The sequence below is a fragment of the Cloacibacillus sp. genome (genome assembly GCA_036655895.1).
Lineage (GTDB): Bacteria > Synergistota > Synergistia > Synergistales > Synergistaceae > JAVVPF01.
In genome coordinates, this window is sequence record JAVVPF010000002.1 from 15,922 (window position 1) to 28,079 (window position 12,158).

At 55.2% G+C, this 12,158-nt stretch carries 9 protein-coding genes; 8 read left to right on the plus strand and 1 reads right to left on the minus strand.

Translation table 11 applies throughout. From position 1 onward, the window contains the following. The first annotated feature begins 515 nt into the window (after positions 1 to 515). The 7 genes from rho to RRY12_01100 are packed head-to-tail and all read left to right on the plus strand — an operon-like array spanning position 516 to position 9,611. Positions 516 to 2,000 (plus strand): transcription termination factor Rho, encoded by a 1,485-nt coding sequence (gene rho / locus RRY12_01070; protein ID MEG2183253.1) that lies wholly within the window; start codon positions 516 to 518, stop codon positions 1,998 to 2,000. 44 nt (positions 2,001 to 2,044) lie between these two features. After that, entirely contained in the window at positions 2,045 to 3,451 is a 1,407-nt protein-coding gene (locus RRY12_01075; GenBank protein MEG2183254.1) for a peptidoglycan DD-metalloendopeptidase family protein, read from the plus strand. A 39-nt stretch (positions 3,452 to 3,490) separates the two neighbouring features. Next, positions 3,491 to 5,104, plus strand: coding sequence for a CTP synthase (locus RRY12_01080; protein MEG2183255.1), 1,614 nt, complete (start codon positions 3,491 to 3,493; stop codon positions 5,102 to 5,104). 7 nt (positions 5,105 to 5,111) lie between these two features. Then, the gene (locus RRY12_01085; protein ID MEG2183256.1) at positions 5,112 to 6,254 is read left to right on the plus strand and encodes a hypothetical protein; all 1,143 of its coding nucleotides are present in this window, start codon (positions 5,112 to 5,114) and stop codon (positions 6,252 to 6,254) included. A gap of 14 nt (positions 6,255 to 6,268) precedes the next feature. Beyond that, the gene (gene lptC, locus RRY12_01090) at positions 6,269 to 6,808 is read left to right on the plus strand and encodes an LPS export ABC transporter periplasmic protein LptC (protein ID MEG2183257.1); all 540 of its coding nucleotides are present in this window, start codon (positions 6,269 to 6,271) and stop codon (positions 6,806 to 6,808) included. After that, entirely contained in the window at positions 6,796 to 8,649 is a 1,854-nt protein-coding gene (locus RRY12_01095; GenBank protein MEG2183258.1) for a hypothetical protein, read from the plus strand. The genes lptC and RRY12_01095 overlap by 13 nt, the downstream gene beginning before the upstream one ends. A gap of 32 nt (positions 8,650 to 8,681) precedes the next feature. Then, on the plus strand, positions 8,682 to 9,611 hold the full coding sequence (locus RRY12_01100; protein MEG2183259.1) for a D-alanine--D-alanine ligase: 930 nt from the start codon (positions 8,682 to 8,684) through the stop codon (positions 9,609 to 9,611). A gap of 84 nt (positions 9,612 to 9,695) precedes the next feature. Here RRY12_01100 and greA read toward each other — a convergent pair whose 3' ends face one another. Further along, on the minus strand, positions 9,696 to 10,184 hold the full coding sequence (greA, locus tag RRY12_01105; protein MEG2183260.1) for a transcription elongation factor GreA: 489 nt from the start codon (positions 10,182 to 10,184) through the stop codon (positions 9,696 to 9,698). Positions 10,185 to 10,397: 213 nt separating this feature from the next. On the opposite strand from greA, the gene RRY12_01110 reads away from it, so the two are divergent. After that, positions 10,398 to 12,062: a diphosphate--fructose-6-phosphate 1-phosphotransferase gene (locus RRY12_01110; protein ID MEG2183261.1), complete on the plus strand. Its 1,665-nt coding sequence runs from the start codon at positions 10,398 to 10,400 to the stop codon at positions 12,060 to 12,062. Positions 12,063 to 12,158 lie beyond the last annotated feature (96 nt).

A 12,158-nucleotide genomic window follows, 5' to 3' on the forward strand; every position in this document is an offset into this window, starting at 1 on the left:
AACGGCGAGGTCCAAAGAAATCAGAGGCGGAAAAGCTGACCGCGCCGTCTGACGCGCCTGTCCAAACGACAGATAGCGCGCAAGAGAAGCAGCGGGAAACGGCTGATATAAAGCCGGAGCATCCCAAAAGGACTTACACCAGAAGAAAATCACAGGACACGCAGCAGACGCCCCCCGCAGCTGACGCCGACGCGGCGAAGGCGCCCCAAAGCCCGCAGAAGGCTCACAGAACAAAAAAGAAAGATACGGCAAATTTGAAAGAACAGGCATCCCCCACGAAAACCCCCGATATCCAAACGCAGGAAAAGACAGACCAGACGGAAAAACAGGCTGCAATGCAAGAGGCGGCGCAAGAGCAGACTTCAAAAGGACGGCGCGTTTTTAAAAGAAGCCCGCGCGCGCGCGACGAAGAAGGTCCAGTCATAACAGAGGCAGCCGTGCAGCCGCTGGCAGACGCGGTTGAAATTGCCGCGCCACAGGCGGCGGCGCAGGAGTACGCGCCTGAAAATGAAAATATAGAAGACATAATAGAAACGATATTAGAAGAGCCGGCTGCGGCCATCGCCGACGACGGCGCAGCGGAGACGGCTCCAGACGCCGAAGTGATAGAGGCGGAGTTTGCGGACGCAGCCGAAGCCGACATCTTAGAGGCTCAGGTAGAAGAGGCGGCGGACGACGGCGCGGAGGCTCAGGAGACGAAATACGAGAAGCCTCAGCGTCAGGATTTCAAACAGACCCGCCATCAGCATCCGAAGCTTGGCTTCAACCAGCTTGCGCCGCAGACTCTCGCGGAGCTTCGCAAGATAGCTAAGGAGATAGGCGTCTCCTCTATAACTACGCGCCGGAAGGACGACCTCATCAACGACATCCTGAAGACGCAGGCCGAGGCGCTCGGATACCGCTACAACGGCGGAACGCTCGAATGCATGTCGGACGGCTACGGATTCCTTCGCCCGTCGGGACTGCTCCCCAGCAACAACGACATCTATGTATCGGCTTCGCAGATAAAACGCTTCGGGCTGCGCAACGGCGACGTCGTTTGGGGCATCATCAGGCCGCCGAAGGAACAGGAACATTACGAGGCTCTGCTCCGCGTTGAGAACGTCAACTTCTCAGACCCGGAAGCAGCGCGCCGCCGCCCGCATTTTGAGGCGCTCGTGCCTATTTTCCCGGAAGAAAAACTCAACCTTGAAACGGACCGCAAACAGATAGCTACGCGAATAGTCGATATATTCGCGCCGATAGGAAAGGGACAGCGCGCCCTCATCGTCTCTCCGCCAAAGGCGGGAAAGACGACGCTCTTAAAGAGCCTTGCGCATTCCATCACGACAAACCATCCCGAAGTCATACTTATGGTGCTGCTCATAGACGAACGCCCGGAAGAGGTCACAGACATGGCGCGTTCAGTGGACGGCGAGATAATAGCCTCCACCTTCGACCGCCCGGCGGAGGAACATCTCCGCGTGGCCGGGCTTGCGCTTGAAAAGGCAAAGAGGCTCGTCGAAGTTGATAAAGACGTCGTACTGCTGCTTGACTCAATCACGCGCCTTGCGCGTGCCTCAAACCTCATAGTGCCTCCGTCGGGCCGCACCCTCTCTGGAGGAATGGACCCTGCCGCGCTCTATTTCCCGAAAAAATTCTTCGGAGCGGCGCGCAACATCGAAAACGGCGGCAGCCTCACGATAATCGGCACCTCTTTAGTTGAGACTGGCAGCCGCATGGACGACGTCATCTACGAAGAGTTCAAGGGCACGGGCAACATGGAGGTCCATCTCTCGCGCAAGATTTCGGAGCAGCGCATCTTCCCGGCTCTCGACATCACGAAGTCCGGCACGCGCAAAGAGGAGCTTATGGTTCCCGACGACGACCTGAAGCGCATCTGGGGCCTTCGCAGGAAAATATCGAACATGGATGAGGCTGAAGTTCTAAATCTTATTTTGGATAAATTAAGAAACACCCCCACGAATCGTGATTTTCTTGCTACAATAAAGGCGGGCTAATGGCCTTCTGTTTTCGGTAAGAAAAAACGCAGCGGGGTGCATCTATGAGAAATAAGGCGGAACCAAATAAAATAAACAAAAGAAAAACCATATGCCTAGTTCTCTTCCTGTCGGCTGCGGTAAGCGGCGCCGTCATCTTTGCGGCAATGGCCGCCGAACGTACAGGTATGTACTGGATAGGCCAGGACAATGAATTTGTAACGGAACGCCCCGAGGACAACCGGGGCTTCTTTACTGTAGACGTATCGGACTTTCTGAGCGCGGGCCCGGGGCCAGCCGAGGCCGCTTTGGAAGAAAAAGAGATAGTGCCGCTTGCGATAGGGCCTCTGCCGAGCATCCCCACCCTTACGGAGGAGGAGCTTAAACTTTACGGCATCCTTTCAAAGAACGACGGGCTCATTTCAAGCACGGACCAAAGCACGCTTGACGAAGACATCCACTGGACAGAGGTCGTGCTTGAACCTGGAGATACGCTAAAATCCATCGCGGATGATTTCGGAGTGAGCGCGGAGGACCTCAGACGCGCGAACGGCCTTCAAAAAGGCGAGACGCCGAACCAGTCGGAGGTGCTCTATGTTCCCGACACGCCTGGCGACGTTCCCGCCACGCTGCTCTTTGTCAGAAAGCTCCAGCGCGAAGAGCTGCTGCTTGCCAAAAAAGGCAAACTGCTTGAGGTCTCTATGTACACCGTAAAAGCGGGAGACACGCTCTGGGCGATATCCGATAAATACGACCTGGACGTGGACACGCTGGTCGGCTCTAACAAAGAGGCGCTGGCAAAGGACATCAACCATCTCAAGCTCGGCATGAAGCTGCGCATCCCCAACCAGGACGGCATCTTTATCCGGGCGGCAAAGCGCGACACGATAGATAAACTCGCCGACCGCTACGGCGCCACAAAAGAATCGGTGATGACGGCCAACTCGCTGAAAAGCGACCGTCTCGTTGCGGGCACGGAACTCTTTCTGCCAGGAGGCAAGCTCGTCGCCGTCACGGACGTGAGGATTACCACAAAGACGAGAAACGGTACGCGCTCCAGAACGGTCAGCATCTCTAGGGCGACCGTGCGCGGCTTCGGCTGGCCGGTCTTCGGCCAGATATCAAGCAGCTTCGGCTGGAGGAGGAGCCCGTTCGGAAGGCGCAGAGTGTTCCACTCAGGCCTCGATATAAGGGCGCCGCGCGGAAGCATAATAAGAGCCGCCGCAGGCGGAGTCGTCGTGCATTCCGGCTGGATGGGCGGATACGGCAAGGCTATAGTCATCTCTCATTCAAACGGCATGACCACGCTTTACGGCCACTGCAGCAAACTTGTAGCAAGGCGCGGGGCGACCGTGACACGCGGACAGACTGTGGCGCTTGTAGGCAGTACGGGGCGTTCCACGGGCAACCACGTGCATTTTGAGGTGCGAGTAAGCGGTGCGCCGCGAAATCCGTTAAAGCATTTAAGATAAAACATAATAAAAAGTTTACAAAGGGGCGTATTAATTCTTATGACTAAGTATATTTTTGTAACCGGAGGAGTCGTTTCGTCACTGGGAAAAGGTATCACGGCGGCGTCGCTCGGCGTGCTGTTGAAACGACGCGGCTATAAAGTGAGCATTATAAAGATGGACCCGTATATCAACGTAGACGCCGGTGCAATGAGCCCCTTCCAGCACGGCGAAGTCTTCGTCACATGCGACGGAGCTGAGACGGACCTTGACCTAGGACACTACGAGCGCTTCATCGACGAGGCTGTGCTCGGCGAGAACAGCTGCACGACGGGCAAGGTTTATTCTTCCGTCATTCAGCGCGAACGCGAGGGCGGATATAACGGAGCGACGGTCCAGGTCATCCCGCACATCACAAATGAGATACAGGACAGAATAGAGCGTGTCGGCAAGGGCCAGGAGGTCGTCATAGCGGAGATAGGCGGCACGGTAGGAGACATCGAAGGCCTGCCGTATCTTGAAGCAATACGCCAGCTCGCCGGCCGCGTCGGCCGTGAAAACATACTTTACTGCCACGTCACGCTCGTTCCGTACATAGCTGCCTCCGGCGAACTTAAAACAAAGCCCACGCAGCACAGCGTGAACGAGCTGCGCAGGATAGGCATCCAGCCGGACGTCATCGTCTGCCGCTCGCAGTACTCTGTGGGCGACGACCTTCGCGAAAAGATAGGGCTCTTTTGCAGCGTACCCGCGGACTCTGTCTTTGTAGCGATAGATTCAGACTCCATCTATCGTGTGCCGATAGTGCTCCATTCGCAGAAGTTCGACACTCTCGTGCTCAAAAAGCTCGGGCTTTCCGCAAAGGGCGCTCCCGACATGAAGGACTGGAAAGATTTTCTCCATAAATACGACACGAGAAGCGGCGAGCTGACAGTCGCCCTCGTTGGAAAATATACCGAAATAAAGGACGCCTATCTAAGTGTCAACGAAGCGGTAGCCCACGCGGGCATCGCGCACGGAGTGAAGGTGAAGATGCTTCCGGTCAGCTCCGAAGATTTGGAGACCGGAGACGCAAGCGAGATACTTTCCGCGGCCGATGCGATACTTGTGCCGGGCGGCTTCGGCCAGCGCGGTGTGGAGGGCATGATAGTCGCGGCTCAGTACGCCCGCGAACATAACATACCATATCTTGGCCTCTGCCTCGGGATGCAGGTCTCCGTCATAGAGTTCGCGCGCCACGTCCTCGGATGGACCGACGCCAACAGTCTTGAGATGGACGAAAATACGACGCATCCCGTCATACATCTCATGGAAGAGCAGAAAAATATTGCTGAAATAGGGGGCACCTCGCGCCTCGGCGCCTACCCGTGCCAGATAAGCGCAGGCTCAAAGGCTGAAAAAATCTACGGGGCGAACAGTATTGAAGAACGTCACCGCCACCGTTTTGAGTTCAACAACGATTACATAAACGAGTTTGCCGCGGCCGGCATGAATGTTGCCGGCGTATGCCCTACCGGCGGGCAGGTCGAAATAATGGAAAATGTCAATCATCCGTGGATGGTAGGCGTCCAGTTCCATCCTGAGTTCCTTTCGCGCCCAGTAAAGCCGCATCCGCTTTTTAAGGCCTTTATAGCGGCGGCTCTCGAGCTCCAGAAGAAAAACAAAAGGGGGTAATATCGAAATGAAGAAAAAAATTCTTGTCTGCGCGGCTCTCTCCGCGGTTCTCTTCTCAGCCGCCAGCGCCTTTTGCGCCGAGACGGCGGCTGCTCCTGCTGCGGCGCCCGCGCCAACAGTACAGGTGCCCGCTGCAACTGCTGCGGCTCCCGCTCCTGCGGCGCAGCCAGCTCCGGCTCCAGTCCCTGCCGTAGTTTCAACGGGAACGCAGAACACGATAATAGCGCCGGCGGTGGGCGCAGCTCCCGCGTTCAAGACGCTGGAACGCGTAGAGACAATAGTCTACGGCGCTCCCCGCGAAGGCGGAATGGTGGCCAGGCTCAGCGAAGTTGAAAAGACCGTCTTTGGACGCGAGCTTCCTGGAAGCCTGACGGAACGCCAGACCGCGCTACTTGATTTTCTGGAAAAGGGCACCGCGACGCAGCCCTCTCTGCTTTTTAAATTGTCAGTGGCCGAATGGGCCGTTGAACAGCAGATACATCCCACATGGGCGCTCTCAAAGAGAGTCGACATGATGGAGGGCGTTGTTGAAGGCTCCACGCAGGGAGGCCCGCTCGTCTCCCGCATAGAGCGTCTGCTTACGAAGCTCCTGCCAGACGGAGTGACCGCCACCCCCGTACTGCTGCCCAAAGAAAGCATAGTAAAGGGCGCGCTGCTGACGACCCTCTCCGTGAGGAACGTCAAAGTAAACGACATAATCATCTTGGGCCTCGTTGAGCCTGTATCCTACAACGGACAGCTCGTCGCCCCGAAGGGCAGCCGCGTCTTCGGCCATATCACAAAGGTGAAGCCTCCGCGCAGCTTCGGACGTTCCGCTGAGATAGAGCTGCAGCTTGATACGCTTGAGGTGCTCGGCCCCTCCGTAATTCCCATCAGCGTAGGCGAGGCCGCGAAAAAGGCGATGGATGCCGACAGCGGCGTGATAGGCGCGGCTGGCGCAAGCGTAGCTGGCGCTATCCTTCTTGGCCCTGTGGGGCTTGCCGGCGGCTTTTTGATCCGCGGCAACGACAAACAGCTCAAAGAAGGCACTCTCTTCTATGTTCAGACGGTAGGCGAGGCAAACGTGCTCTCCTACACGATACCGACTCAGATCACCCCGTTGTCGCAGCCTGAAGGCTCAGCGCCTCAGGGGACAAGCAATCGGCCGTAGGTTAAGGTTCCCTGTTGCAGAAGAAAATATCCAAAACCAAAATCATTCTCCTGACGGTTGTCGCTGTGACAGCCGTCGGGGTGTTTTATATGTGGCGCGACCTTAATCTGGACTCTATCAAAAAAGTTCCGATACCGGACGTCGTCGTCGAAAATCTTGACCTTAACCGCGTCATAAAGGGCGATACGTGGAAGTTCCGTTCCCCGCGCGTCGAACACAAGGAGGGCATGGTCTACGGAGATTCTATGGACGTCACAATCACCTCTCCCAACGGAAGGGTCTCCCATATCACAGCCGAAAAGGGCGTTTTTTCACGCGCGAACAACGACCTCACCCTTAAGAACGCCGTAGGCCGCATGCAGGAAAAAGATAAAGTCTACGACCTTAAATCAGGAAACGTCTTTTACGAGGCGGCGAAGGAAAACTGGCATTTCAGCGACGGCATAGAGCTTATCATCGGCAAGATAAAGGTGAGCGGCAAAAACGGGACCTACGATACAAAAAGCGGGGACTGCAAAATAACCAACGGAGGCCTCATCACATGGAGCGATTGATATTTAAAAATAAAATAACCAAAGGCCTGGCGCTCTTCGTCATCCTTTGTCTGGCCGCCTGCGCGCAGCCGGCAGCGGCTCAGACGGACGCCGCGCGGCAGACGGAACAGAGCAAACCGTATACTCCCGCCTATGAGGAACTGCTCGCGCCCGGCGCCAAATCAAACGCGGACGACATGGCAGTTCCGCTGAAGCCGTCCGCGCCCGCAAGCGCCGCCGTCGAGCAAGAGGCTTCCGATGAGGAGGCGCCTGAGGCGCCGAAGACCCCGCAAAACGAGGTCTTTCTTGACGCGGACGAGGTGAGCTACGGAGAAAATACGGGGCTTGCCACCGCGGAGGGCAACGTAAAGATAACCAACAAACAGGTGCGTCTTTTTGCGCCCTACGCCGAATACAACGCAAATACGAACATCGTCGACGCCTACTCCGATCACCGTGAGAACGTCGTCATCTTCTCCGGCGGGGACAAATTTACCGGCAAGCATCTCAAATACAACATGGAGACGCGGCGTGGAGTGCTGACGCAGGTCTCCGGTAAATCCGAAGCCATGTACATGCAGGGCGGCACGGTGAAGCTGATGCCGCTTGAGGACGCGATAAAGCAGGGCATCGTAAACGCGCCCAGGAAGAAAAAGAGCAGCCAAAGCGAAGACGTAGCGGAATGGCTCGGCGTTACGTCGACCACCTGTGATTTTACGAACCCGCATTATCGTCTAGTCTCAAAGAAAGTCATCGTCTATCCCGGCAAGAAGACGGTCATCAAAAAGCCGAAGTTCTATATAGGCAAAACGCTCATCATGCCGTACCCGTTCGACTATATCGTAAACAGCAAAAAGAACAAAAACGACATCATGCCCATCCTGCGCTTTGACTCAAACAAAGGAATGGGCTTCGGTATCAAGGGACCGATAGACATGGGCGAATGGGGCGAGCTGGACCTTGCCACAGTCTATTGGACGAACGACATCTGGGAGGCCAAGATCGGCTACCAGTACGAAATTACGGACGGCCTGACAGCCTTTGCCGCGACGAACCGCCTGTACAACTCCGACGAAAAGGAGATACTCTGGCGCCCGAACTGGGGCGTCAAGTACGCAAAAAGCGGCTGGGAGGCAAAACTTTGGTGGTCAGAGCGCGAGCTCGTCACCACGGAGATGGTGCCCGGCTACGAAGAGCGCTTCAACGTATGGCGCAAGCCCGAATTTCTGCTTTACACGCCGTGGGTGAAAGACGGCGTCACAGGCGGCCAGTTCAGAGGAGTCGGTATCTGGGGAACCTATCAGGACAACCGCGGCTCCGCGGGGCAGTGGATAGACCGCTACGCGCTCGGCGTTGAATATAACGGCAACCCGACGTGGTCCATCGGCTTTCTGAAACCGTTTTACGGCGCGCGCTACATGGGCTACCATTACTCCGAGCCCGACCAGAATCAGGATGTTTCGGAGGCCTGGTTTGGATTTAATTATAAGATCGGCGCATTTGACTTCAACAGCTACTACTTCCGCAGATGGGTCGGCGGAGCAAGCCCCATGGGCTGGGACGCCTACTCGGAGAATAAAGATATATATCAGACGGTCGGCTTTCCTCTGCCTCTTGGCGCCTCTTGGGAGAAATGGTATTTGTCGGTCACCGCGGCCTATAATTATATAACGGAAGAGATAGGCTCGATGCGCTATACCATCACCTATGACAAGCACTGTATGACTTGGCAGGCTTGGTATCTCGACAACAGATCAGGAGACGAAAAGAAGTTCGGCCTTACATTCTTCATCAACGCCTATCCGGAATACAAGCTTGAACTTGGCTCCGATACGACGGGCGCAAAAGAGGACGATTTCTAAATTTTTTAAATTTTACAAAGGAGAAACAATATATGAAAATAGTTGTTTTGTACGGCGGCACGAGCCCGGAGCGCGAGGTATCGCTCAACTCAGGTGTTGCGGTTGCGGATGCTTTGCGCGAATTTGGCTACGAGGTCGAAGCCTATGACATCACCTCGATACGCACATTTATAGAAAAGTGGCCCAGCTTTAAAGCGGACGGCGTTTTTATCGCGCTGCACGGCGGCTGGGGCGAAGACGGCAGGCTGCAGGCCGTGCTTGAAGCCTTCGAGATACCCTATACCGGCTCTGGCCCGGAGGCCTCGATGCTTTCGATGGATAAGAGCGCGGCGAAGCTAGTCTTTATAAACGCCGGTATACCCGTGCCGGAGGGTTTTATAGCCACGAAAGAAAACGACGCGAGGGACGCGGCTGAAAAATTCCTGAAAAAATACGGCAAGATAATAGTCAAGCCAAACGGCAGCGGGAGCACCGTAGGCGTGACGCAGCTCACCGACATCGGAGGCTACGGCGCGGCGCTTGCGCTTGCGTGGGAATCGGAGCCGAAGGCGCTGGTCGAGCAGTTCATCGAGGGAGAAGAACTTACCGTCCCCGCCTTTGAGGATGCAGTGGAGGGCCTCCGCGCTCTGCCCGCGATACACATCAAGCCAAAGAGCGGCTATTACGATTACAAAAATAAATATACGGCCGGCAACACGGAATATGTCTGCCCAGCGGACTTCTCCTGCGAGATATCGCAAAAAATCGCGGAGTACGGCGCCGCCGCCCACAGGGCGCTCGGCTGCAGCTCATACAGCAGAACGGACCTGCGTCTTGCGCCGGACGGAGGCCTGTTCGTCCTTGAATTGAACACTGCGCCAGGCATGACCTCTACAAGCCTTGTGCCAAAGGCGGCAAAGGCCGCCGGGATGTCATTCGGAGAATTTCTTGACAAAGTGATCAAAAATTCTTTTTCAAAATAAATAAAATCAAAAAATAAAGAGGGGCGCGCAGGCGTCCCTCATATTTTTATGCTTTGTCGGCGAGTCGTTTTGACTTCGGTCAGGCTACTTGAGCTGGATCTTTTCGACCTTCAGATGACGGATGCCGCGCGGTGTGCGCACCATGACTTCGTCGTCGACCCTTTTGCCCATTACAGCCTTGCCGACCGGGCTTGCCGCCGATATGCGGTTTTCTTTGATGTCGGCCTCTTCGGTGCCGACCAGCGTATAAACGAACTTCTTTTTCATGTCGAGGTCTTCGAGCGTAACAGTGGTGCCAAGGCTGACGAGGCTTGTGTCTACGTCCTGCGTTTCTACGATCTGCGCTTTGCTCAGCTGATACTCCAGAAGCAGCACTCGGTTTTCAAGTTTTTCCTGCTCTTCCTTCGCCGCGTGATACTCCGCGTTCTCGCTGAGGTCTCCAAATCCGCGAGCCTCTTCGAGCTTAGCCGCTATTTCATATCTTCCTTCGCTGCGAAGGGAGACAAGTTCAGCCTTAAGCTTTTCATAGCCCTCGCGCGTCATTACAACTTTATCTTCTGCTTGTTTAGCCATTTTAACCCCACCTAAGAGTAACAATTCTCAATTCTTAAGAATTTTAGCAGATATATGGCAAAATATCAAACGGCTTTAACGCGACGGGCAGCTGGCCGCGTAAATTTACAAAATTTATGCGGACGTCTTTGGAATAAATATTTACGGCTTTTTTATTTTTATCTATTAGAGTATAATGGGCAGCTAAATATTTAATCAGGGCAGTGATCTACGATGGATAAAATTACTGATTTCGAGCAGGCCAGACTGCTTTATATCCCGCAGCTTCCTCCAGCGCTCCAGCACGGCGCCGCCGTGGAGGAGCGCTGCTTGGGGGCCACGGTGGCTGCGGGCGGCGAAGAAGAGATAGCCGCGTTATTTCCAGAGATATTCGGACTTCCGCGCGTTTGTTTTGATCAAAGGGCCGAACGGGCGGAGGGCGCGCCTTTGGCCGTTGGAGTAGTGTTTTCAGGAGGTCAGGCCCCCGGCGGCCACAATGTCGTCTCCGGCCTTTTCGACGGCATAAAATCAATAAACGGCGCAAGCCGCCTCTACGGTTTTAAAAACGGCCCGGATGGGTTGATCGCGAATAAATACATTGAGCTGGACGCGCCGTTAGTTGACCGCTACCGCAACACCGGCGGCTTTGACATGCTCTGTTCAAGCAGGACGAAACTTGAAAGGCAGGAGCAGTTCGACGCCGTTTTCGCAAATGCGGCGGCGCTTGCGCTCTCCGCTATCGTCATAATCGGCGGCGATGACTCAAATACGAACGCCTGCCTTCTTGCTGAAGATTTTGCAAGGCGCGGAAGCGCTCTGCGCGTCGTCGGCTGCCCAAAGACGATAGACGGCGATTTGAAGAACGAATACATCGAAACCAGTTTCGGTTTTGATACGGCAAGCCGCGTCTACTCAAACCTCATCGGCAATATTTGCCGCGACGCGCTTTCCGCCGGAAAATACTGGCATTTTATAAAGCTTATGGGACGTTCGGCTTCGCACCTGACGCTTGAATGCGCGCTGCGGACGCACCCGAACGTCGCTCTCATATCGGAAGAGATAAGGGCGAAAAACATTCCTCTTTCGCAGATAGTGGACGAACTCGCCGCGGTGGTAGCGGCAAGGGCCGGCGAAGGGAAAAATTTTGGAGTGGCGCTCGTCCCCGAAGGGCTTATTGAATTCATACCAGAGATAGGCGTGCTGATAGACGAGCTGAACGACATTTTCGCAAAACGCGGCGCAAGGATAGACGCGCTCGAGGATGTCGACAGAGAGAGCTACATAACTAAATATCTGTCGGCAAAATCAGTCTACGTTTATCAAAGCCTGCCGGAAAGGATACGCTTTCAGCTCTGCGCCGAACGCGACCCGCACGGAAACGCGCAGGTCTCAGTCGTTGAGACGGAAAAACTGCTCGCGGATATGGTGCGCGAACGTCTGCGCGCCATGATGCGCGAGGGGCGCTATAAAGCCTCCTTCCACCCGGCTTTTCACTTTCTTGGCTATGAGGGGCGCTGCGCCGCGCCGTCGAACTTTGACGCCAACTACTGCTACGCGCTTGGCTATAACGCGGCCGCGCTCATAGCCGCTGGCAGAAGCGGTTATATCTCCTGCATCTGGAATATGGAGATGCCTGCGTGTGAGTGGAAGTGCGGAGGCGTTCCGCTTACCGCCATGATGGACATGGAGCGCCGCAAGGGCGAGATGAAGCCGGTCATCAGAAAGAGTTTGGTGGACTTAGAAGGCGCGCCGTTCAAATATTTCGCGGCTCGACGCCAGCTGTGGACGAAGGGTGAGGATTATCTCTACCCGGGCAGCATACAATATTTCGGGGCGCGAAAGCTCTGCGACGATATCTCGGAGACTCTCAAACTTGAAAAGGGAGCGCTGCGCGCATAAGCTATACCAAGAGCGGTAAAATATCAATCGGCTTTGGTGCTTGACATTGAGCGCATTTAGTAGTATAAATCCTTCCAATGAACTTAATATTCTTGA

Bases quoted from the DNA above. Each gene is read 5' to 3' on its own strand.
- RRY12_01100 (MEG2183259.1), top strand. From the start codon at position 8,682: ATGAAAATAGTTGTTTTGTACGGCGGCACGAGCCCGGAGCGCGAGGTA.
- greA (MEG2183260.1), bottom strand. From the start codon at position 10,184: ATGGCTAAACAAGCAGAAGATAAAGTTGTAATGACGCGCGAGGGCTAT.
- RRY12_01075 (MEG2183254.1), top strand. From the start codon at position 2,045: ATGAGAAATAAGGCGGAACCAAATAAAATAAACAAAAGAAAAACCATA.
- RRY12_01095 (MEG2183258.1), top strand. From the start codon at position 6,796: ATGGAGCGATTGATATTTAAAAATAAAATAACCAAAGGCCTGGCGCTC.
- RRY12_01110 (MEG2183261.1), top strand. From the start codon at position 10,398: ATGGATAAAATTACTGATTTCGAGCAGGCCAGACTGCTTTATATCCCG.
- RRY12_01085 (MEG2183256.1), top strand. From the start codon at position 5,112: ATGAAGAAAAAAATTCTTGTCTGCGCGGCTCTCTCCGCGGTTCTCTTC.
- RRY12_01080 (MEG2183255.1), top strand. From the start codon at position 3,491: ATGACTAAGTATATTTTTGTAACCGGAGGAGTCGTTTCGTCACTGGGA.